This window comes from Bacillus sp. T2.9-1 (genome assembly GCF_950097965.1).
Taxonomy (GTDB): domain Bacteria; phylum Bacillota; class Bacilli; order Bacillales; family Cytobacillaceae; genus Niallia; species Niallia hominis.
On sequence record NZ_CATNHG010000001.1, the window covers coordinates 34025 to 57771 of the forward strand.

General features: G+C 35.1%; 19 protein-coding genes. 4 read left to right on the plus strand and 15 right to left on the minus strand.

The genetic code is table 11. The features are described from left to right. Positions 1 to 9: 9 nt before the first annotated feature. The 14 genes from hisG to QQZ16_RS00235 all read right to left on the minus strand — a co-directional run bounded on the left by hisG (position 10) and on the right by QQZ16_RS00235 (position 14724). Complete coding sequence (gene hisG, locus QQZ16_RS00170; protein ID WP_031540660.1) at positions 10 to 654, minus strand: ATP phosphoribosyltransferase; 645 nt, start codon at positions 652 to 654, stop codon at positions 10 to 12. Then, positions 651 to 1835 carry an ATP phosphoribosyltransferase regulatory subunit gene (locus QQZ16_RS00175; protein ID WP_284560949.1) on the minus strand — a complete coding sequence of 395 codons (1185 nt, stop codon included), beginning with the start codon at positions 1833 to 1835 and terminating at the stop codon, positions 651 to 653. The genes hisG and QQZ16_RS00175 overlap by 4 nt, the downstream gene beginning before the upstream one ends. A 240-nt stretch (positions 1836 to 2075) precedes the next feature. Next, entirely contained in the window at positions 2076 to 2609 is a 534-nt protein-coding gene (locus QQZ16_RS00180) for an acyltransferase (protein ID WP_284560950.1), read from the minus strand. Further along, complete coding sequence (ppaX, locus tag QQZ16_RS00185; protein ID WP_231512623.1) at positions 2606 to 3259, minus strand: pyrophosphatase PpaX; 654 nt, start codon at positions 3257 to 3259, stop codon at positions 2606 to 2608. The genes QQZ16_RS00180 and ppaX overlap by 4 nt, the downstream gene beginning before the upstream one ends. Before the next feature lie 21 nt (positions 3260 to 3280). After that, positions 3281 to 4093: a prolipoprotein diacylglyceryl transferase gene (gene lgt, locus QQZ16_RS00190; protein WP_031540656.1), complete on the minus strand. Its 813-nt coding sequence runs from the start codon at positions 4091 to 4093 to the stop codon at positions 3281 to 3283. A gap of 92 nt (positions 4094 to 4185) precedes the next feature. After that, positions 4186 to 5115: an HPr(Ser) kinase/phosphatase gene (gene hprK, locus QQZ16_RS00195; RefSeq protein WP_031540655.1), complete on the minus strand. Its 930-nt coding sequence runs from the start codon at positions 5113 to 5115 to the stop codon at positions 4186 to 4188. A gap of 361 nt (positions 5116 to 5476) precedes the next feature. Next, complete coding sequence (locus tag QQZ16_RS00200) at positions 5477 to 5833, minus strand: phage holin family protein (RefSeq protein WP_031540654.1); 357 nt, start codon at positions 5831 to 5833, stop codon at positions 5477 to 5479. Positions 5834 to 5845: 12 nt separating this feature from the next. Beyond that, positions 5846 to 6052 carry a hypothetical protein gene (locus tag QQZ16_RS00205; protein ID WP_109769010.1) on the minus strand — a complete coding sequence of 69 codons (207 nt, stop codon included), beginning with the start codon at positions 6050 to 6052 and terminating at the stop codon, positions 5846 to 5848. Between the two features lie 36 nt (positions 6053 to 6088). Then, positions 6089 to 7216 (minus strand): DUF4097 family beta strand repeat-containing protein, encoded by a 1128-nt coding sequence (locus QQZ16_RS00210; protein ID WP_031540653.1) that lies wholly within the window; start codon positions 7214 to 7216, stop codon positions 6089 to 6091. A 506-nt stretch (positions 7217 to 7722) separates the two neighbouring features. Then, positions 7723 to 10599, minus strand: coding sequence for an excinuclease ABC subunit UvrA (uvrA, locus tag QQZ16_RS00215; RefSeq protein WP_031540652.1), 2877 nt, complete (start codon positions 10597 to 10599; stop codon positions 7723 to 7725). A gap of 7 nt (positions 10600 to 10606) precedes the next feature. Then, a complete protein-coding gene (gene uvrB, locus QQZ16_RS00220) occupies positions 10607 to 12586 on the minus strand; it encodes an excinuclease ABC subunit UvrB (RefSeq protein WP_031540651.1) in 1980 nt (659 codons plus the stop codon). 515 nt (positions 12587 to 13101) lie between these two features. Further along, complete coding sequence (locus QQZ16_RS00225; RefSeq protein WP_031540650.1) at positions 13102 to 13329, minus strand: CsbA family protein; 228 nt, start codon at positions 13327 to 13329, stop codon at positions 13102 to 13104. Positions 13330 to 13345: 16 nt separating this feature from the next. Then, positions 13346 to 14209 carry an STAS domain-containing protein gene (locus QQZ16_RS00230; protein WP_031540649.1) on the minus strand — a complete coding sequence of 288 codons (864 nt, stop codon included), beginning with the start codon at positions 14207 to 14209 and terminating at the stop codon, positions 13346 to 13348. Between the two features lie 224 nt (positions 14210 to 14433). Further along, the gene (locus QQZ16_RS00235) at positions 14434 to 14724 is read right to left on the minus strand and encodes a hypothetical protein (RefSeq protein ID WP_284560951.1); all 291 of its coding nucleotides are present in this window, start codon (positions 14722 to 14724) and stop codon (positions 14434 to 14436) included. A 253-nt stretch (positions 14725 to 14977) separates the two neighbouring features. On the opposite strand from QQZ16_RS00235, the gene QQZ16_RS00240 reads away from it, so the two are divergent. Next, complete coding sequence (locus QQZ16_RS00240) at positions 14978 to 16000, plus strand: HD-GYP domain-containing protein (RefSeq protein ID WP_251629497.1); 1023 nt, start codon at positions 14978 to 14980, stop codon at positions 15998 to 16000. A gap of 609 nt (positions 16001 to 16609) precedes the next feature. On the opposite strand, the gene adhE is transcribed toward QQZ16_RS00240, so the two are convergent. Next, on the minus strand, positions 16610 to 19222 hold the full coding sequence (gene adhE / locus QQZ16_RS00245) for a bifunctional acetaldehyde-CoA/alcohol dehydrogenase (RefSeq protein WP_031540646.1): 2613 nt from the start codon (positions 19220 to 19222) through the stop codon (positions 16610 to 16612). Between the two features lie 368 nt (positions 19223 to 19590). Here adhE and QQZ16_RS00250 point away from each other — a divergent pair, with 368 nt between their 5' ends. The 3 genes from QQZ16_RS00250 to QQZ16_RS00260 all read left to right on the plus strand — a co-directional run bounded on the left by QQZ16_RS00250 (position 19591) and on the right by QQZ16_RS00260 (position 23664). Further along, positions 19591 to 20217 carry a TetR/AcrR family transcriptional regulator gene (locus QQZ16_RS00250; RefSeq protein WP_031540645.1) on the plus strand — a complete coding sequence of 209 codons (627 nt, stop codon included), beginning with the start codon at positions 19591 to 19593 and terminating at the stop codon, positions 20215 to 20217. Between the two features lie 128 nt (positions 20218 to 20345). Next, entirely contained in the window at positions 20346 to 22547 is a 2202-nt protein-coding gene (locus QQZ16_RS00255) for an MMPL family transporter (RefSeq protein ID WP_284560952.1), read from the plus strand. Between the two features lie 241 nt (positions 22548 to 22788). Beyond that, positions 22789 to 23664 carry a cation diffusion facilitator family transporter gene (locus tag QQZ16_RS00260; RefSeq protein WP_031540643.1) on the plus strand — a complete coding sequence of 292 codons (876 nt, stop codon included), beginning with the start codon at positions 22789 to 22791 and terminating at the stop codon, positions 23662 to 23664. The last annotated feature ends 83 nt before the right edge of the window (positions 23665 to 23747 follow it).

Sequence of the window (23747 nt, forward strand, 5' to 3'; positions counted from 1 at the left end):
CCTTTCCCTTTATTTCGATAATAGCTTCGTATTTACGACTTGTTGAAGCCTTGCAACTAATTCACCAATTCGTAAATCCTTCAATCGATAGCTTGCAGGATTTACAATTAATCTTGAAGTAATATCTACTATTCTTTCGTATTCTACGAGTCCATTTTCGACCAATGTTTTTCCTGTTGAAACAATATCAACAATTCGGTCCGTCAACCCAATAATAGGCGCAAGCTCAATCGAACCATTCAGCTTAATGATTTCTACTTGAGACCCTTGCTCCCGAAAATAAGCAGCTGCTACATTCGGATACTTTGTCGCAATCCTTGGCGCGATTTCATTAAGCTCTGTATTTGGAAGACCTGCTACTGCCAAATAGCAGGCACTAATATGTAGGTCTAGCAGTTCATATACATCTCTTTCTTCTTCCAGCATGACATCTTTCCCAGCAATCCCTAAATCGGCTACGCCATGCTCCACATAAGTTGGTACATCCATTGGTTTTGCCAAGATAAAGCGGAAATTTTCTTCTTCTACATCAATGATTAATTTCCGGGAGTCATCAAATTCAGCAGGTAAACGAAAGCCTGCATCTCTTAATAAATCAGCCGCCTCTTCGAATATCCTTCCCTTTGGCATGGCTATAGTTAGCATATCGTTCATTTGACAACCTCCATTCCTTTTTTCCCAACTAATAGCGTAATTTCACTGTATTGCTTCGTACAAGCATCTACATCTTTTACCCCATTAATATCTTGCGTAATGACATGGATTCCTGCTTTCCTCTTCTCCTGAGCCAATTGGAAAGCTTCTTTTCTGCGCTCATTACTAAATAAAATACACTCTATTGTTGCTGTTTTTTCCACTTTCCCAAGTGCTTCTAATAATCGGTCAACTCGAATAGCAAAACCAGTTGCTCCCGTTCTTTTTCCGAATTTCTCTAATAATAAATCATAGCGGCCACCACTGCCGATATGAAAACCTACACCCTCAGCATATACTTCATACACAATCCCAGTATAGTAGCTCATATGACTAACAAGGGATAAATCAAATGTCACTCTATCTGCCACTTCATAATCAACAAGGATTTCCCAAAGCTGCTTTAAGTCGTCAATTGCTTTCGCCCCTTGACCGCCTTCAATCAATTGATAAGCAAGCTCAATCACTTCTTCTCCGCCTCTAAGCTGCAAGAAATCATTTAATCGCTGCTTATCAATGCTTGATAAAGAAAGCTTGTCCACATGCTGGCGATACCCCACATAATTTTTTTCATACAAATATTTCGTTAGACTCTCTGCTCTTTCTTTCGTTCCCAGGATTTGTTGAAAGAAGGACTGCACAAAGCCAATATGTCCTACTGAAACTTGATACTCCTTCACACCTGCTTGTTGAAGAGTAGAAACGAGTAAAGAAATCCCTTCCCCATCGGCACTAATTGTTTTATCACCGATATATTCAACCCCGATTTGCTCAAATTCAGCTGGTCTCCCACCCTCTCGCTGCTGTGCTCGAAAAACAGAGGCATTATAGGCAAGTCGCAATGGCAAGTCTTCTGTTAGAAGTTTAGAAGCTGCTACCCTCGCTATTGGGGCTGTCATATCTGGACGAAGGACTAGTGTATGTCCTTGCTGATCTAATAATTTAAAAAGTTGCTGATCTAAAATGGCAGACGCCGTTCCGACTGTTTCATAATATTCCAATGTTGGGGTTTCAATAAATTGGTATCCCCATTTCTTAATCTCTGTGTCCATCGATTGTTTTACTTTATATTTTCTTTCATATATGGCTGGTAATGTATCTCTCATGCCTAATGGCTTTTCAAACATAAATAAGCTACTCATCACTACACCTCATGTTTTAAAATTCCGAATGCTTTAGTTCGCTAATATACTACCAAATTAAAGAGTTGTTTTTAGTGTACTCTTCGTCGTATCTTAGGTCAAGGGAAAAGTTGCATTTAAAAGAAAATTCGCTTAATCTTTCTATTTTTTATTAATTCTGACATTTTTTAAAAAACCTATCTATTCGTTACTCCAAAGATTATCAATCTTGGAATAACGGACAGATAGGCTATCTTCTATTTATTCATCTAGTACATAAGAAGGTTCGTTTTTTCTGCGCTCTTCCATTTGTTCTGCTGTATAAATAACTTCCATTGGATTTCCACCAACAAAGCTTCCTGCAGGAACATCCTTATGGACAAGTGTACCTGCTGAAACAATTGCATGATCTCCAATTTTCACGCCAGGAAGAATCGTTGTATTGGCACCAATCATTACTTCATCACCAATTTCAACCTTCCCTAGTCTGTATTCCTCAATTAAATATTCATGGGCAAGAATGGTTGTGTTATATCCTATCACACTATTCTTGCCAACCTTGATTTTTTCAGGAAACATAATATCAAGCATTACCATCAAAGCAAAGGAAGTATGTTCTCCCACCTTCATTTTCAAAAGCTTACGGTACATCCAGTTCTTTACTTTCAAAAAAGGCATATATCTTGCTGTTTGGATAACCATAAAATTCTTAATTACCTTTAAAAAAGGCACAGTCTTATATACATGCCATAAAGAATTCGGTCCGCTAACTGGATATCTTGTTGTCTTTCTCATGATGTTTGAACTTCTGGAATAGAAAGGATATCCTTCATATTATCAAAAATATAGTCAGGATGATATTCCTGCAAGAATGCCTTTCCTTTTAATGTCCAAGCAACCCCAGCAGTTAAGGTACCTGCATTTTTTCCTGACAATATATCATGTTTATTATCTCCAACCATTATTGCTTCAGCTGGTGATGCCTTCAATTTCTCGAGAGCAAGAAGAACTGGCTCCGGATCTGGCTTTGCCTTTTTTACATGGTCCAATGCAACTACTACGTCAAAAAACGCATCTAATTTTGTTAATTTCAAGCCCATTTCTACCACATCAGAAAGCTTTGTTGATACAATCGCAAGTTTAAAGCCTCTTTCCTTTAATTCTTTAATGGTCTCATATACTCCATCAAATATCGTAACAATATTATCATGATTCTCGATATTATAGGCACGATACATTGTCATCATTTCCTGTGCACGTAATTTATCAATGGATTCAAATGTTTCTAATAACGGTGGACCCATAAATGGAATTACATCTTCTCTGCCATATTTTCCTGGGTAATAATGATTTAATGTATGTAAATAAGAGGAAATTATTAATTCATTTGTATTAATAAGTGTTCCATCTAAATCAAATAATGCAGTATTAATTTTTCCAGTCAACCTGAACATCCCTTTCTATCATTAACCATTTGTATCTAAATAACGCTCACTTGCAAATCCAGCTTTTCTTCTATAAATAATGGTGACAACTGATAATACAATTAAAGCTAAAGAAATTAATTGAGCCATTCGTAAATCGCCAATCATTAGGCTATCTGTTCTCATGCCTTCTATAAAGAATCTTCCAATCGAATACCAAATGACATAGGATAAGAATATTTCTCCTCTTCGTAAATTAACTTTACGTAAAGCTAGTAAAATCACGAATCCAATTATATTCCATAATGATTCATATAAAAAAGTAGGATGGTAGTAAGTTCCGTTAATATACATCTGATCAATAATAAAGGTCGGCAAATGAAGTCCTTCTAAGAAGGAACGTGTTACTTCCCCACCATGTGCTTCTTGATTCATAAAGTTGCCCCAACGGCCAATTGCTTGTCCAAGGATAAGACTTGGCGCTGCTATATCAATTATTTTCCAGAAAGGAATTCCCTTTTTCTTTGTAAAAATATAGGTAGTGACAACAGCTCCAATTAAGGCACCATGAATAGCGATACCTCCATTCCAAATTTTTGGAATATCACCAAGGTGATCTTTATAATAGCTCCATTCAAAGATGACATAATAAATTCTCGCACATATAATAGAGATTGGAATAGCCCATAACATTAAATCTGGAAAGTCATCCTTTCCTAGTCCTCTTCTATTTCCTTCTCTCATTGCAATAATAAGAGCAAGAATTAATCCAGAACCGATAATAAGTCCATACCATCTGACATCAATTGGTCCTAATGAAAAGGCAATTGGATCGATTGGTTGTATATCTTCCATCAGATTTCCTCCTATTTCCCATGTGTTTCTTTTAAAGGCTTGAGAAAAAAGTGTATTTTCACTTTACCATTCATTCCTTTAGTTACATTTCTTTAATTTTTTTCGTCAGAAATAACATTATTCAATTTATTGGTAAACTGTTCTGCTGCATTTACACCCATTCGTTTTAATCGGAAATTCATTGCTGCTACTTCAATAATGACAGCTAAGTTTCGACCTGGACGGACTGGAATCGTAAGCTTTGTTACTTCCGTATCAATTATTTTCATTTTCTCTTCGTCTAGCCCTAAACGGTCATATTGCTTGTTCTGCTCCCATAATTCCAATGACATAACCAAGGAGATTTTCTTATGTGTGCGTACAGCACCAGCTCCAAATAAAGTCATGACATTTATAATTCCTAATCCGCGAATTTCCAATAGATGCTCAATTAGCTCTGGTGAACTTCCAACAATTAAATTCTCATCTTCTTGCCTAATCTCCACACAATCATCAGCAACTAATCGATGACCACGCTTAACAAGCTCAAGTGCTGTTTCACTTTTACCAACACCACTTTTCCCCGTAATTAAAACCCCTACGCCATAGATGTCAACGAGGACACCATGAACCGCTGTAGTAGGTGCAAGTTTTCTTTCCAGGAAATTTGTAAGTCTACTAGAAAAAAGTGATGTTTTATGCTTGGACCGCAATACTGGTACAGCCAGCTCTTCAGATGCCTCTATTAACTGTGGTGGCACTTCCATATTACGAGTGATGATAATACCTGGAGTTGTATCACTACATAATTTTGTTAATCGATTTGCTCGATCTTCATCACTTAAACGTTGAGCAAATGTAAGCTCTGTCTTTCCTAGCAACTGAACACGCTCAGCTGGATAGTAGTTAAAGTAGCCTGCCATTTCTAAACCAGGTCTTGATATATCACTAACCGTAATCGGTCGATTAATTCCTTCTTCTCCACTTACAATTTCTAAATCAAACTCTTCAATAACATCTTTTATTAATACTTTTGCCGCCATGAAGCTCCTCCTTTAAAGGTCTTTGCTGTTCGTTTTATAAACAGAACAAAACTGTTTAATTTTAGTCATTATTTAGAATTCCATATTCACTTTATTTTAGCATTAAAAGATAAATATATGCCAGAATTCAATCAAAATATTAGGAAAACAAGACTACTTATAGGTCCTCGTTTACATACTGTTAGTGGAAATCGGTAGCAGTTATGCTATTATGAAGCCAATAATGTCCATTATTATGGCTGTTTTCATAATGAATGTGCTAATATCTGCAGATTAAATCTACTTCCCATTCATTAATTTGGAACATAAAAAAACTGCCAATAAAGCAGGAAAATAGTTTTCCCCCTTTACTTAGCAGCGTTTACCTTTTTTCTCCACGAAGGACAGTATTTTGAACAATTATATTACAAATCGATAGGAAAATGCTAAAAAGTAAGCACATACTAAAACTTGATATTTCAAAACTGCTCCCCATCAATCTGTCTGTTAATGACAGTGTGATCGCATTAATGACAAATAAAAATAGTCCTAGCGATAATATTGTCACAGGTAATGTCAATAATATTAAAATTGGTTTTACAATAATATTTAGCAGAGATAAAACGGCACTAGCACCAATTGCAGCACCGATTCCTGATAAATAAAAGTAATCCTGAAATAAACCGGCTAATGCCACAAAGAAGATAGCATTAATTAATATTCCTATTATCCATCTCATTCTTATTGCTCCTCATTCTGCATAGTAAAAACCGATAAAGAAACTTCCCCACTGATGGTTAGTTGAACCAATCGGACCTTTACGGACAGTTGATTTCCCGCCTTTCTCCCATGAATTCTTCTCAGTCGATAGGAGGTAATGGTACTGGCCGTTAAGAGTGGTAAAAATACGATAAGTGATATAATTAGCATTCGCACATTCATTTATTCTCCATACCAACTATCGATTAATTAATTATCGGTTTTTCCTATAAAATTAATTGCCTGCTTTTTCAATTTTTTTAACCTTTATCGATCCAGTTTTTGTGTTTGCTTCCATTTTTGTATGATGATCACTTGATTGTATTGATTTAAATTGTAACGTTTTTTGAAGTACTTCACTTTTCTCTTCAATTATTTGAATACCCTCTAACTCTACATTAAAGCCGCCAAAATTCGTTTTTAATACACCACTAACGGCTAATGCTTCTGGCAAGCTTACCTCAATACTCCCTGTAGTCCCTTGGAACTCTAAAACTTCACAATTTTCGGCATGATTTGTACATGAAATACTTCCATTAAAGGATTGTAAATCCACTTTATTAAAGTACCCATCCACTGCAATCGAACCATTAATCGTTTCTGCATCAAGTTTCTGGATGTTTCCTTTATCAACTTTTATACTGCCATTCGCTGCATCTGCTTCTACTTTTGTATTTTCACCTGCATTTAGCGTTATTTTACCATTAGCCGTTTTAGCATACAATTTTTCCGCCTTTATATCAAATGTTGTAATCGGTCCATTAAATAAGCGAATGATGGTTGATTCATAGGACTTTTTAGGAACATAAACTTGAGTTTTTACCTTCATCCATTTATGATTTGTTTTGACTACTAATTGTTCATCATCTACAATCACTTGTATTTCCTTTAAAAACACCTTTTTTGCTTCTTCCAAAGAATTAACTCTATATACCTTTGCTTTACACTCAATACTAACTTCTTCTTGATCCCATGGAATGAGCTCAACTTCTCCATTAGGAATATCAATATCCAGTTTCTTTGGTGAAATATTATTGTACTGAAATATGTGAGAAACTTCTTCAAAATGACCAAAGTTCAAATCAAGGTCTACTTCTTTTACCTTCTTTATCGTTGTATCAACAAAATCAAAAAGTTTATCTTTTGCTGCTTGAAAGTTAAATCCATAATTTGAATTTGTTTCTTTCTTTTTTTCATGGAACTTTGCTTCTTCATGAAAATCTTCTAATATCTTCTTTTCTTCTTCATTTAAGGATTTCTTCTCACTTACTTCATCAACCTTTTCCATTAGCTTTAATGCTTCATCCACTGTCAATTTTCCACTTTCAACTAACTCTAAAATTCGTTTTTTCTCGTCAGCCACTTTAAATCCTCCTCAAAATTAACTAAACTGTTTTATTCTGTTTTCAACATTTAAAAATAATTTGCTAATGCTTAGCCATAAACTACAAAACGGTTTTTAATGATACTCTGTGAATTATGAAATGATTGGCTGTATTTTTAAGATATTATTTAAGATTAATGATGGAAATTACAATTAAAATTGTGATAAAAATGCTGTTTGCATAATAATTTCATTTTTTTGCAATAGAGTCCGTTGATGTCTACTCTAATTAATTCTGGATATCAACCATTAGCATTCAAAATTATCATCTCTTCATTCTAATACGAATTATCCCTCCGAAAAGTTTCAATCCTTTTATTTATCTATTTACTTAAAGCTAATAATCTTTTTTATTTTATGTCATTATTTTTCATTTCAGAAGAATTCTGTGGAAGAAATAAAAAAGGGACAGGGCCATTTTATAGGAAGTCTGCTTTGCTATAAACTAATCGACTCTTCTACTGTCCCCATCCCTTTATCCTATATTAAGTTGTAGCAATCTTTTCTGCTTCTTCTATATGATTCTTCATTCTTAGTCGATCTCTCTCCAAGATTGGCTTTAAATATTTCCCCGTATAGGATCCTTTAAGGTCTGCAATGTCTTCTGGCGTACCTGTTCCTAAAATAGTACCACCTTTATCTCCGCCTTCTGGACCTAAGTCGATAATATAATCTGCAGTCTTTATTACATCCAGATTATGTTCAATAACGAGTACTGTATCGCCATTTTCGACTAATCTTTGAAGCACGATCAATAATCTTGAAATATCATCAACATGTAAGCCTGTCGTCGGCTCATCTAAAATATAAAAGGACTTGCCAGTAGAACGGCGGTGTAATTCAGATGCTAATTTGACCCTTTGCGCTTCCCCACCTGATAAAGTAGTTGCTGGTTGTCCGAGTTTAATATAACCTAAACCAACATCAACAATTGTTTGAAGCTTACGATGAATCTTAGGGATATTTTCAAAGAAAGCTACTCCATCTTCTACTGTCATACCCAAGACATCTGAAATGTTTTTCCCTTTATATTTTACTTCCAATGTTTCTCTATTGTATCGTTTTCCATGACATACTTCACATGGAACATACACATCTGGAAGGAAATGCATTTCAATTTTTATGATTCCATCTCCACGACAAGCCTCACATCTTCCGCCCTTTACATTAAAACTAAAGCGTCCTTTTTTATATCCACGTACTTTAGCTTCATTAGTCGTCGCAAAAACATCCCGAATATCATCAAACACTCCGGTGTAAGTCGCAGGATTTGATCTTGGAGTTCGTCCAATTGGAGACTGATCAATATCAATAACTTTTTCTAACTGGTCGATTCCTTTAATTTCTTTATGCTGGCCTGGCTTTGCTTTTGCGCGATTCAGCTTTTGTGCTAAGCCTTTATGAAGAATCTCGTTAATTAACGTACTTTTTCCAGACCCTGAAACACCTGTGACGGCGATAAACATTCCAAGGGGGATTTTTACATTTACATTTTTTAAATTATTTTCTTTCGCCCCAGTTATTTCAATAAACCTACCATCACTTTGTTTTCTCTCTAATGGAAGTGGGATGAATTTTTTTCCTGATAAATATTGACCTGTTATCGATTGAGGATCCTTCATTACTTCATCTGGTGTTCCGACAGAAATAATTTCTCCTCCATGTACGCCCGCACCAGGACCAACATCGATTAAATAATCTGCTGCCATCATTGTATCTTCATCATGCTCTACAACAATCAATGTATTTCCGATGTCTCTCATTTGTCTTAATGTATCAATTAATTTATCATTGTCTCTTTGATGAAGACCGATAGAAGGTTCATCTAAGATGTAAAGTACGCCTGTAAGTCTTGATCCAATTTGTGTTGCCAAACGAATTCTTTGCGCTTCGCCTCCAGATAGAGTTCCCGCTGATCTACTTAAAGTCAGATAATCTAAACCAACATTTATTAAAAATCCGACTCTCTCTTTTATTTCCCTAAGAATCAAGTTCGCAATTTGTTTTTCCTTTTCAGTTAAATCAACCTGCTCCATAAATTGATAGCACTCAACAACTGATTTTTCCGTGATTTTTCCTATATGCTGGCCATTAATTAATACTGCTAATGCTTCTTTCTTTAACCGATAGCCTTTACATGTACGACAAGGCTGTTCAGCCATGTATTTTTGCATTTGCTCTCGAATATAATCAGAGCTTGTTTCCTTAAATCTTCTTTCGATATTTCTTATAACACCTTCAAACTGAATATCATTTTCTCTAACTTGGCCAAAGTCATTTTCATATCGAAAGTGAATATATTCTTTGCCTGATCCATAAAGAATCTTATCCATTAGATTTTTAGGAATATCCTTTACGGGTATGTTCATATCAATGCCATAATGGTTGCATACACTTTCAAGGAGCTGAGGATAGTATTGAGAACTAATAGATTCCCATGGAGCAATCGCATTATCTTTTAGAGTCAAATCCCAATTAGGAATGACTAAATCAACATCTACTACTAGTTTATTTCCGAGACCATCACAATCAGGACAAGCTCCAAATGGACTATTGAAGGAAAACAGTCTTGGCTCTAATTCCCCAATAGAGAATCCGCAAATCGGACAAGCATGATGCTCGCTAAAAAGCAATTCTTCCTCCCCAATTACATCGATAATCACTTTTCCATTCCCAAATTGTAATGCGGATTCAAGGGAATCTGCCAGTCTTGCAGCAATCCCTTCTTTCACTACAAGGCGATCAATTACTACTTCTATATTATGTTTCTTATTTTTATCTAAGGAAATATCATCACCAATTTCAAACATTTCTCCATCGATTCGTAATCGAACATATCCCTGCTTTTTCACATTTTCCAGCACTTTTACATGGGATCCCTTCCTCCCTGATACAACCGGAGCGAGCACTTGAAGTCTAGTTCTTTCAGGATATTCTAGAATGCGATCAACCATCTGTTCAATTGTCTGGGAAGATATTTCAATTCCATGCTCTGGGCAAGTTGGTCTTCCTACTCTTGCAAATAATAGTCTTAAGTAATCATAGATTTCAGTTACTGTTCCAACTGTAGAGCGTGGATTTCGGCTAGTTGTTTTCTGGTCGATGGAAATAGCAGGGGACAGTCCTTCAATCGAATCTACATCTGGCTTATCCATTTGCCCTAAAAACTGTCGCGCGTATGCGGATAAAGATTCAACATATCTTCTTTGTCCTTCTGCATAAATGGTATCAAAAGCGAGAGAAGATTTCCCGGAACCAGATAAACCAGTTATGACTACTAATTGATCTCTTGGAATAGTTATATCAATATTTTTTAAATTATTTGCTCTTGCACCTTTTACAATAAGTTTATCCATTGCCATTTTTTGCTCACCCCTCCGCCTTTAATTCAAGCAATAAATCGCGAAGCTCTGCAGCTCTTTCGAAATTCAGAGCTTTTGCTGCTTCCTTCATTTCGTTCTCCATTTGGGCAATCATTGCCTCTTTTTCCTTTTTCGTCAATTTATCAAGTTTAACAGAAGTTGCATATTCTTCTGGTTCTTCTGCTGCTTGCGTAGCACGAATGGAATCTCGAATACCTTTTTGAATCGTTTGCGGAGTAATACCATGTTCTTCGTTATATTTCTCTTGGATTTCTCTCCGTCTTTTCGTTTCACTTATTGCTACTTCCATTGAATGCGTCATCTTATCTGCATACATAATAACATGCCCATTCGAATTTCTTGCTGCACGTCCGATTGTTTGAATTAAAGATCGTTCCGAACGAAGGAACCCTTCCTTATCAGCATCTAAAATAGTGACTAATGATACTTCTGGAATATCCAATCCTTCCCGTAATAAGTTAATCCCTACGAGAACATCATATTTGCCGAGACGTAATTCTCGAATGATTTCAATCCGTTCTAACGTTTTCACCTCAGAATGTAAATATTGTACTTTAATGCCGATTTCTTTCAGATAATCCGTTAAATCCTCTGACATTTTTTTCGTAAGCGTCGTTACCAGCACCCGCTCATTCCGCTTAATTCTTTCATGAATCTCAGCAATTAGATCATCAATCTGTCCTTCAATTGGACGAACGTCAATAGTTGGATCAAGTAATCCAGTTGGCCGAATGATTTGTTCGATCATTACCGGCGTATGCTCCATTTCATACGGACCAGGCGTTGCAGAAACACAGATCATTTGATTTATATGCTGTTCAAATTCTCCAAAGGTTAACGGGCGATTATCAAGTGCAGATGGCAAGCGAAAGCCATGCTCTACTAGCACACTTTTCCTTGCCTGGTCCCCATTATACATTCCTCTAATTTGCGGAAGTGTAACATGGGATTCGTCAATGACAAGAAGAAAATCTTTTGGAAAATAATCCAATAAAGTGTAAGGTGTTGAGCCAGGAGGTCTTAATGTTAAATGTCTTGAATAGTTTTCTATTCCCGAACAGAACCCCATCTCTCTCATCATCTCAAGATCATAGCGAGAGCGCTGTTCCAAACGTTGTGCCTCTAATAATTTATTATTTTCCCTTAGTTTTTCTAATTGTTCTTCTAATTCCTTTTCAATGTTCTCAATCGCCACTTTCATTTTCTCTTCTCTTGTTACGAAGTGAGAAGCAGGAAAGATGGCAATATGATTCCGTTCTCCTAATATTTCGCCAGTTAATGCATCTACTTCACGAATCCGATCAATTTCATCTCCAAAAAATTCTACTCTAATACAATGTTCATCACGAGAAGCGGGGAAAATTTCAACAACATCTCCACGAACACGGAAAGTCCCCCGTTTAAAATCGATATCATTTCGATCATATTGGATATCAACTAGTTTACGAAGCAGTTGATTTCTTTCTAATTCCATACCAGTCCTTAAGGAAACAACCATTTCTCGATATTCCTCTGGAGAACCTAAACCGTAAATACAAGAAACACTGGCAATAATAATAACGTCATCTCTTTCAAACAAGGAAGATGTTGCAGAATGGCGAAGCTTATCAATTTCATCATTGATGCTGGCATCCTTTTCGATAAACGTATCCGTTTGCGGGACATATGCTTCTGGTTGATAGTAATCATAATAGCTGACAAAATACTCTACTGCATTATTTGGGAAAAACTCTTTAAATTCACTATATAATTGGCCAGCTAGTGTTTTATTGTGAGCAATGATTAACGTTGGCTTCTTTACTTCTTTAATAACATTGCTAATTGTAAAGGTTTTACCAGTCCCAGTCGCCCCTAGCAATGTCTGAATTTTTTCGCCTTCTTTAATTCCTGATACTAGTTTTTTTATTGCTCCCGGCTGATCTCCTTGAGGCGTATACTTTGAAACTAATTCAAAATCATGATTCACTAAACCATCCTCCGATCTATATGCACTTCTTTTTATTCATACGTCCGTTGGTCCTTTATGTTTAGGCATATCTATTACAAGCTATTTTCATAACCTTTGTTGTTTTATAGAGTTAAACACAAAAAACTTGTTCATTCCATTTCACTCCATATACTTACATTCTCCCAGAGGAAAGTAAGGGAATGCGGGGTCTCACCGTTATAGGATTTATGCGGGTACCAGGAGGCTTTTAAAATAAACAAAATTTCAAAATTCGACGTTCGTATTAAAGTCTTTTTTTATAATTTCCTACTTATGTAATCAACATATCACCATTCTACCACAAACCACCTATTTCAAACCACAAAAAAGAGAACAAACATTCTATTTATTTCATCAGCAATTTTTCTATGGATACTAAATTTCAAAAAAAAAATGACTATACGAAAATACCTATCATCTTTATCGACGTAAAATCGTTTAGTCATTCTTCTTTTCTATTCTTTTTTAATACTTTTTGAAATGTAGCCTAAACATTATTTATTCGCTACTTTCTCTTTCCATCTTCTGCTAATCATATATCCAATCGTCATAGAAAATGCATCCACAACAATTAATAGAAATGTATCAGTATATCCTTTATACACAGAAGCAGCAATTAAGGCGACAGTTAAAATTAATCCAATAATTGGATAATAGGTAGCTTTTGAAAAAAGTATTACTAATAAGCATGGAAAAAATAGTGCAGCTAGATATTTCCCCATCTACATACACCTCTATTTAAACAAATTTCGTTTCATTAACCATTAACCCAAATCTTTCAAGAGCACTTGCTAAATTATTAAATATCGGAATTTGGCTAAAGTCTACACCTAATTGTATGGCTGTTTGCGCCACCTCTGGCCTTAATCCAGAAAGATACCCTTTTACACCAATTAAACGCAGTGCATGTATAACATGAAAAATTTGATGTGCAACCATTGTATCAATAAGAGGTACTCCTGATAAATCAATGAATAAATGATTAAAGCGTTTTTCATTGCATTCCTTCAAAGTATTTTCCATGATTAATTGTGCCCTCTTTGTATCAATATCTCCAATTAATGGAAGCACCCCAATCCCCTTTGTTATGGGAATCACTGGACTGCTTAATTCATAAATGGTTTCTTGCTGTGCTGTCAATTGCTGAAATTTGTATTCATCATAAGAGCCAATAAAGATATTTACAAATAGATCAAATGCATATTGTACTAATCGTATCCATTCAAACAGTGTCGTTATCGTTAATTGATCAGTAGTTTCTGCAGAAAATTTTTCAACATATGATAAAAGAATTTCTTTAACTGTGTTAAGCTGTTCAATCGATTCCAAAATAGGAACCAAATCTTTTGCCCGCTTTTCCGCAACTTTAACAGCCCATTTAGAAATATTGGCTGAATATACTTCCTCTTCCTCAATAAATACCTTAATTACATTTTCTAAGAGTATTTGGTGTGCTGTAACTAGTTCTTCCATACTGTCTGAGGATTTATTGATTGAATAATAATTAGATGAACTATTCTCTATTGTGCTCAGCCATTCCTCACGCATGTCTACAAGATGATCATATAAATAGGTATATAGGCTTTTCATACATTGTTCCAACTATTTTCTCCTCCTAATACAAGAAACAAACCTTCCTCACTCATCTATACAATCGTTTTCCCATTTAGAGTAATGGAAGTATCCACAACTTTTTTAGTCAATTCCCTACTTGTTTTTGGAATCAATTAAAGGCATTTAAAATAAATATCTATTATTATATAGTTGTCACCATAGTGAAACAAGTGAGAAGCCTTGTGATAGTAAGACGAGAATAGATAATTTCTTTATGAATTTTGTAATAAACTTGTTGCAATTACTTGAAAAATTGATTCCAGAGAGGATGCTCTTTTTTTGGCGTTTTCTAATAAAAAGATAATTTCTGCAATGTCTTTTGGACTTAGTTTTTCTACTATCCAATCTTCCAAATCCTGATTTTTAATTACTTTATGGTGATTAGGTATATTTATGGTAGGAAACTTTATCAATTCATTATGGATAAAATCTAAATGTTTTTGATATTCTTTCTTATTATGTACATAAAATGTATTGTTTTCTTTCAGCTGATTTCTATCCATTTGTGTATTCCCCTCTCTTTGAATCTACTAAAAATGCCCAATTTATTCTATTCTTTTCGGTTAAATATATAGTTATTATAATAGGAAAACATTGCTGAAGACCTTAGTCCCTAGTAATTTCTACTAAAATAGGTATTTAGGATTATTCCAACTGGTCATAAAGTCTGTTTTATCCTTGCTAGAGGTAAGGTAATATTTACTAATAAGGGGATGTGACGTAGCAAAATAGCATGAATTAAAGGAGACAAAAGACATGGAAAAAGTAACTGCTGATATTACCGGATATCGAATAAAAGAAGATGTTTATTCTAACTCCATTGAAGGTTTATTTCTACTCAAAAAAGGCTCCACTCTTACGAAAAAACATGTGGAATTACTCACAAAACATCAGGTAAATCCATTTGATGTGATTAATCCGACTGAAGAAGCCTCTCTTTCCTCCGAAAATAAAGAATTTTCTACTTTAATAGATGAAGTGAAAGAAACCTTCCATTCCATTATCGAACAGCAAAATGATAATGTGGATAGACTTCTTCATACCTATGAAAAAGCAATTGATTTTTCCCTTCAAGAATTAGCAATTTTAGATATTATCCATAAGGAAGTAGAACCTGAGAATTATATTTATCAGCATAGTATTAATGTTGGAATTATTTCAGCAATCATAGGCAAGGTTTTAGGATTAGCTAGGAAGGAATGTTACCTCCTAAGCCAAATGGGACTATTCCATGATATCGGCATGCTAAAAGTTGATCCATCCATTTTACAAGCGCAAGATCGCTTAACGCAAAAAGAATATAAGGAAATTCAAAAACATACAATCTATGGAAAAAGTATTTTATTTCAGATTTCTCAATTAGATATATTAATATCGAGAACTGCTCTATTGCATCATGAAAAAATAAATGGAAAAGGCTATCCATCTCATCGAACAGAAAAGGATATTCCATTCTTAGTTCAAATTGTTTCGGTTGCAGACATGTTTAATAGCATGTGTTCCTCACACACCCATAAAGAAAAGAAAACCTACTTTGAAGCGATCAATGAATTAGTGAATGAATCATATGGAAATGCATTAAATCCTGCCATTGTCATTCCATTTACAAATTTTATTATGAGAAAGCAACTCTTTAAAAAGGTTACTTTATCCAATAACGAAACAGCAGAAATTATCTTTATCCATCAAAATGAACCACATCTCCCGCTTGTTCGTCAAGAGGACTCCTATATTGATTTACGTAAGACATCTTTGAAAATTACAGGCTTAGCCAATTGAATATAAGAGGCTGGGACAAATCTATATAACTAATCTTTAAAGACGAACAATCTCTAATTTAGCTCTTAAATAAAGCTACTTTTTCATATTAGTTATTTATGGTTTTAAATATATTCAAGTGTAAAAACCAATTCGTTCCATTGCGCTACGGACACTCCCTTTCCGCGGGGAGGAAGCTGAGCCTCCTCGGCGCGCCTGCGGGGTCTCAGCCTTTCCTCTACTTCCCGCAGGAGTTGACCGTCCTCCGCTCCATTCCACTTCGTTTTTAAAGGCTATTTCCTAAAAAATATTGTTTTCCAAAGAAAAAATAAATTAGTTGGAAGAACGGAGCAGCCTGAATACACGTAGACGCCACGGGGATTAGCGAGACAGTCTGAGACCCTGCAGGCGGAAGCAGACCGCGTCTCAGCGCGAGCCCCACGGAAAGCGAAGTGTATTCAGGCTGCGGATAATAGCAACAAACTTCATGGAACATCCTTTTTAAAACGAATAAAAAAGCCCAAATGATTATACGAACCTTTCATTGGCACCTTCGTATAATCATTCAGGTTTATTTTAAGCTGGAATACTTATGTCCCAGCCTCAAATTGTTTGCTCTTTGACTTGATTTTAAACCCCTTTAAAAGCTTTTCTGTAAATGTCTGCTAATTCCGTTACTAATGGTAATTTAGGGTTAGCTGTTGTACATTGATCTTCAAAAGCACGATCTGCTAAATAATCTACTTTTGCTTCGAATTCTTTTGGATCTACACCTTGTGCTGCAATACTCATTGGGATATTTAATTCTTTTCCAAGTCTGATTACTGCTTTGACAAAGCTGTCTACTCCTTGTTCCACAGTATTAGCTGGCAATCCTAGAATTCTTGCAAGCTCTGCATAGCGCTCATCTGCTTTAAAGTATTCGTATTTAGGGAATGCCATGAATTTTTTCGGTTTCTCTGCATTATAGCGAATAACATGTGGCAATAAGATGGCATTTGAACGACCATGTGCGATATGGAATTCGGCACCTAATTTATGTGCCAAGCTATGATTAATTCCTAAGAATGCATTTGCGAATGCCATACCAGCTATTGTAGATGCATTATGCACTTTTTCGCGTGCCTCTTCGTCATTTCCATTTCTATATGCTCTTGGTAAATATTCAAAGATTAATTGAACTGCTTTCACCGCTAATGCATCTGTATAGTCATTTGCCATATTAGATACATATGCTTCCACAGCATGTGTTAATACGTCCATTCCTGTATCTGCCGTTACAGCAGGCGGTACTGTCATAACAAATTGTGGATCGATGATAGCTACATCTGGTGTTAATTCATAATCAGCTAAAGGATATTTAATGTTTTGTTCTTTATCTGTAATTACCGCAAAAGATGTTACTTCGGATCCTGTACCAGAAGTAGTTGGAATAGCAACAAATTTAGCTTTACCACCTAATGATGGATATTTATAAACCCTTTTACGGATATCTAAGAATTTTTGCTTTAATCCGAAGAACTCTTCATCTGGATGCTCATAGAATAACCACATACCTTTTGCTGCATCCATTGGAGATCCACCACCAAGTGCGATAATGCAGTCTGGTTGGAATTTAGCCATCATCTCTGTTCCTCTAACAACTGTTTCAATAGATGGATCTGGCTCAACATCAGAGAACACTTCTACTTGCACTAGATTTGAACGTTTTCTTAAGTTATAAAGTAATTTATCCACATATCCAAATTTAACCATGTATGGATCTGTTACGATAAATACTCTAGAGATATCCTGCATTTTTTGTAAATACTGTACAGAATTTTTCTCAAAATAAATTTTTGAAGGTACTTTAAACCATTGCATATTTACATTCCTTTTTGCCAATTTTTTAACATTTAATAAATGAATGTCTGTTACGTTAGTAGATACAGAGTTTTTACCATAAGATCCACAGCCAAGTGTTAAAGAAGGCATGAATGCATTATAAATGTCACCGATTGCACCTTGAGAAGATGGGGCATTGTTGATAATACGGCATGCTTTCATTCTTAGGGCAAATCTTTCTATTACTTTCGGATCTTCAGAGTGAATGACTGCTGAATGTCCTAATCCGCCAAACTCTAACATTTCTTCTGCACGTTTAATTCCATCTTCTGTTGATTCCACTTTATAGCATGCAAGCACAGGGCTCAATTTTTCTCTAGATAGAGGATAATCAGGTCCTACACCTTCTAATTCAGCAAGAAGAATTTTTGTATCTTCTGGTACTTTTACTCCTGCTAATCCAGCGATATAATGAGCAGATTTACCAACTATATCTGGATTTACAGCACATGTGTTTTCATTAATTACTAGTTTTTCTACTTTTGCCAACTCTTCTTTATTTAAGAAGTAGCAGCTATTTCGAATCAATAGATTCTTTACTTCATCGTAGATTTCTTTGTCAATGATTACTGCTTGTTCAGATGCACAAATCATTCCATTATCAAATGTTTTTGAAAGAATCAGATCATTCACTGCTCTTTTAACTTTCGCTGTTTTTTCGATATAACAAGGTACGTTACCAGCGCCAACGCCAAGTGCAGGTTTGCCACAACTATATGCGGATTTAACCATTCCTGGTCCACCAGTTGCAAGAATTAATGCAATATCATTATGATTCATTAACGCTTTAGTTGTTTCAATAGAAGGTTTTTCTACCCATTGAATACAGTTTTCTGGTGCCCCCGCTTTAACTGCTGCATCTCTTAGAATTCTAGCTGCCTCACTGCTACATTTCTGTGCAGATGGATGGAAAGCAAATATAATTGGATTACGTGTTTTTATCGCAATAATAGCTTTAAACATGGTTGTAGATGTTGGATTTGTAACAGGTGTTACCCCAGCAACTACGCCTACCGGGTCAGCGATTTCCACAATTCCTGTTTGTTGGTCTTCGCTTATCACCCCAACTGTACGATCATATTTAATATTATGGTAGATATATTCGGTAGAGAATATATTCTTTGTAATTTTGTCCTCATAAATGCCTCTTCCCGTTTCTTCAACCGCTAATTTAGCTAAATACATATGCTTATCTAAACCAGCTAGGGCCATAGCCTTTACAATTGTATCTACTTGTTCTTGATCTAAAGACATAAATTCTTCTAGTGCCTTTTTCCCTTTTGCTGCCATCTCATTAATAACGGTTTGCACATCAACTTGCTCATTTTTCGCTTTTACTTCTTTTTCAACAACTGACATCACTAAATCCCTCCAAATCGAGAATGATAATATTGTGAAAATATTCACAAGTTACTTTAAAGAAAAAACTACTTTAAAAAAGCAGTTAATTTGTGAATATATTCACAAATAATTCTTTAAAGAAAAACTACTAATTTAGTAGTTTGTTTGCCCACTAGCTTCCTACAAACATATTATATCTTTTGGAATTTCTCGTTGTTATTCTTTACATGCTTATCATATAATGACTTGCTAAAACCTTCAAGCCTATTCTTAAAAAATGTTCAACATTTCACAAACTCATTCACATTTTATACATATTTGTAATATCTCCTTACTTTTCCTATAATATAAAATGTGATAAAAACAACAATGAAAGGGTTTGCAATATGAATAAAAAATGGGAAAGAACTAATACGGATCATGATACCTATCAATTTATAATCCGTGTCTCCTATCAGTTGTTTATGGAATTGGGATTTCGTAAGGTCAGCACAAGGATGATTGCAGAGCGTTGTGGAATTACACAGCCTGCTTTATACCATCACTTTAAGAATAAACAAGATATTTATAAAGAAGTCATTATGACATCTATTCAACAGACTGAAAATGCTTTATTAAAAATTACGAAGGAATATCAGATTCTTCAAGAATGTCTTTACCAAATTGCTCTTTACTTTTTAGAACATTATCAAGAAGATCTCATGCAAATGTTCCATGACTTACAACATGAGATGCCAAATGATATACAAACCCAACTAAGAATTCGCTGGCAAGAGGGATTTTTAAAACCGATTAAACATTTGTTTGATATGGCTGAAAAAGATAATAATATTTCTTTTCAAAAAATAGAAAGTAATAGCGAAGAAATAGCATTCACCTTTCTTCAATATATTCAAACTGCCATGCGTCCTTCTCATATGAAAGAACTTTCTAATGAAGAACAAACAAAGGAAATCCGGCGTAAAGCAAAATTAGTCGTTCATCTATTTATATTTGGAATAGTAGATAAGTAATGATTTTTCAAAAAACACTTCCTTTCTTATAAAAATAAATATATACTCACCTTATCACTTGATAAGTTTCTTTCTTTACACATAACTTATCAAGTGATAAGTTATGTGTATTTTAAGGAGTGAACAAAATGAAACGGTATATTCATCGCTATTTTACCGCTGTCACTAGTAAAAAAGGGAAATGGATAATATTACTTGCCTGGATTCTCCTTGTTGGGATATTAAGTACACTTTTCCCTCAAGCTAGTTCACAAAAAAACGACTTAGCTAGCAATATTCCAACTAATGCTTTATCACAGCTGGCAGATGAAAAAATGAAGGATGAGTTTTCTAATGACCAAGGAACTCCTGCGTTAATTACATGGTTTCGCTCAACTGGCTTAACAGATAAGGATGTTGAACAAATCCAAGAACTTACGAACCAATTAACAAATGCGCCACTTGCTCATCAAGAAGCAATTATTCCTTATCATCAACTACCTATTGAGGGAGTCAAACAACAAATTTCAGAAGATGGAACAACTCTAGTTCTCCCTATTTTATTTTCAAATAATTTAGCTACTAGTGAATTAAAAGCTAGTATTCAAAAGCTAGAAGCTGTTGCAAATGGAATCTTTGAAAAAAATCCGTTTAACACTGCACGAAAGGATGAAACGATATTACATGCAAGGACTACTGGCCCCGTTGGTATCTCCATAGATGCAACAGAGCTATTTAGCCAAGGGGACTTATCGTTACTCATTGGCACAGTTATTATTGTGCTAATCTGTTTACTTGTCATTTACCGTTCTCCTATTTTAGCGTTAATTCCTTTAATTGGAGTAGGTATTGCTTATGGAGTTATCAGTCCTTTGCTTGGTTTCATGGGAGAACATGAGTGGATTGAATTCGATTCACAAAGCATTGCCATTATGACTGTATTACTATTTGGAGCAGGTACAGATTATTGTTTATTTATTATTAGTAGGTATCGAACGTATTTAACCAAAGAATCAATTAAAGAAATGGCGATGGAAAGAGCATTGCATCGATCTGGTGGTGCTGTGGCAATGAGTGGATTAACAGTAGTATTTTCTCTTCTTGTCCTATTATTTGCCCAATATGGTGCCGTGCAACGATTTGCAATCCCGTTTAGCTTAGCTATATTTATTATGATGATAGCCAGTCTTAGTCTTGTCCCATCCATTCTAGCCATTATTGGTAGATTATCTTTTTATCCATTTATTCCGAAATTAGAAGGACAAATTATAAATGGTAGGATAAAAAAGACGACTAAAAAAAGAAATACATTGGGGAAAACAATCGGAAATATAGTAACACAGCATCCATGGAAAGTGACTATACTAACGACATTATTTCTTGGTATTTTTGCTGTATTTTCCCTTAAAACAGTATATACCTATGATTTATTGTCCTCATTTCCAGATGACATGCCATCAAAAGAAGGATATATCTTAATAGAAGAACATTTTAATGCAGGGGAACTCGCACCGGTTTCTGTCATTATTGATACAGAAGGAGCAACATTAAATATTGAAGAAGAATTAAATAAATTAGCTTTCATTGCAACGGTTTCGGAGGAAGAATCGGGTAGAAGCAATCCTAATTTAGTAAAATATTCGATTGAATTAGAAACAAATCCTTATTCAAATCAAGCGATGAATGAACTCCCTATTATTCGTGATACATTAGAAGAGAAGCTTGCTGAAAATGGCATAAAGGAACCGAATGAGAAGATATGGATTGCAGGAGTAACTGCGGAACAATATGATACAAGAGAATTGACAAATCAAGATGTAAAATTAATTATTCCAATTATCTTAATCATGATTGCTATCTTGTTACTTGTTTATCTTAGATCCATTATAGCAACATTCTATTTAATAGCTTCTGTACTACTTTCTTACTTTAGTGCCCTAGGCTTAGGGTGGGTCATTCTTCATTATGGATTTGGAGTAGAAGCAATTCAAGGCTTAATCCCCTTGTACTCCTTTGTCTTTATCGTTGCTTTAGGAGAAGACTACAATATTTTCATGATATCAAGCATTTGGAAAAAACGAAAAAAAATGCCTCTCCTACTAGCAATAAAAGAGGGAGTTGCAGAATCAGGTGGGGTTATTACTTCTGCAGGAGTCATTTTAGCAGCTACCTTTATGGTGTTGACTACTTTACCTATGGAAGTGCTTGTCCATTTTGGAACGATAACCGCTATTGGGGTTGTACTAGACACCTTTATCGTGAGACCTTTTTTAGTTCCTGCAATTACTTCTCTATTAGGAAATACAGTCTTTTGGCCAAGCAAGAAAGTACATGTAAAAGGAAACGAATAAGTGATTATACGCCTCCAAGGTTTGTCTTAAGATAAGTCTTGGAGATTTTTTATCTCTTCTAGTTTATTAAAGTCAGTGAGATTTTTTTCCACATGCTAAGTAATATTAAATGGATGAAGTTTTCCTCTAGCTAACTATTTTATCTCTCTAACACTTTTGTTGATATGTATAAAAACGTTGCTCTAGACCCACCCTATAAGGAATTGATATGATAAGTGGGTTAGTTAAGGGGGCATTTGTAATGGACAAAAAATATGCAGACTTAAAGCTTGGAGAACGTGCTGCGATATTGAGCATTTTTACATATATTGTACTAGCTTCTGTTAAATTATTTATTGGAAATAGCACAGGTTCCCAAGCCCTAAAAGCTGATGGTTGGAATAATTTCACAGATATTATTGCATCTGTTGCTGTACTAATCGGGTTGCGTCTTTCGCAAAAACCAGCGGATAAAGATCATCCATACGGTCATTGGAAAGCAGAAACTGTTGCTTCTTTAATTGCTTCCTTTATTATGATGAGTGTCGGATTGCAAGTATTATTCCAAGCCGTTTCTTCCTTCTTTAGCCAGACAAGGCAAGCACCTGATTTAGTAGCGGCATATACGGCCATCGCTTGTGGTGCTGTAATGTTTGGTGTTTATCGCATTAATTTACGTTTAGGTAATAAAATTAATAGCCAAGCAGTTAAAGCGGCTGCAAAGGATAACTTCTCCGACTCAATGGTTAGCATTGGGACAGCAGTTGGGATTTTTGGCGCTCAACTAAAATTAACCTTTTTAGATCCCCTTGCTGCCTGTATTGTTGGGCTATTAATTTGTAAAACAGCCTGGGGTATCTTCCGAGAAACAACTCACTATTTAACAGATGGATTTGATGTTTTATTAATTGATCAATACAAAAAAACTATTTTGCGTACAGAAGGTGTAAAAGCTGTAAAAGAGATAAAAGCAAGAAACTATGGAAACAGTCCAGTTGTTGATGTTGTCATTACAGTTAACCAGCAGTTAGATGTTACTCATGCCCATGATATTTCTTCCGCTGTTGAGAATGCTTTAATTGATGAGTTTCATGCACTCGAGGTACATGTGCATATTGAGCCAGACGAAGACAAATAAAAACGAAGGAATATTGGTACCGCCCTCCAAAAATTAGAGTAAAAACATTTCGGAGGTCACCACCATTTTTATTCCTTCGTTTA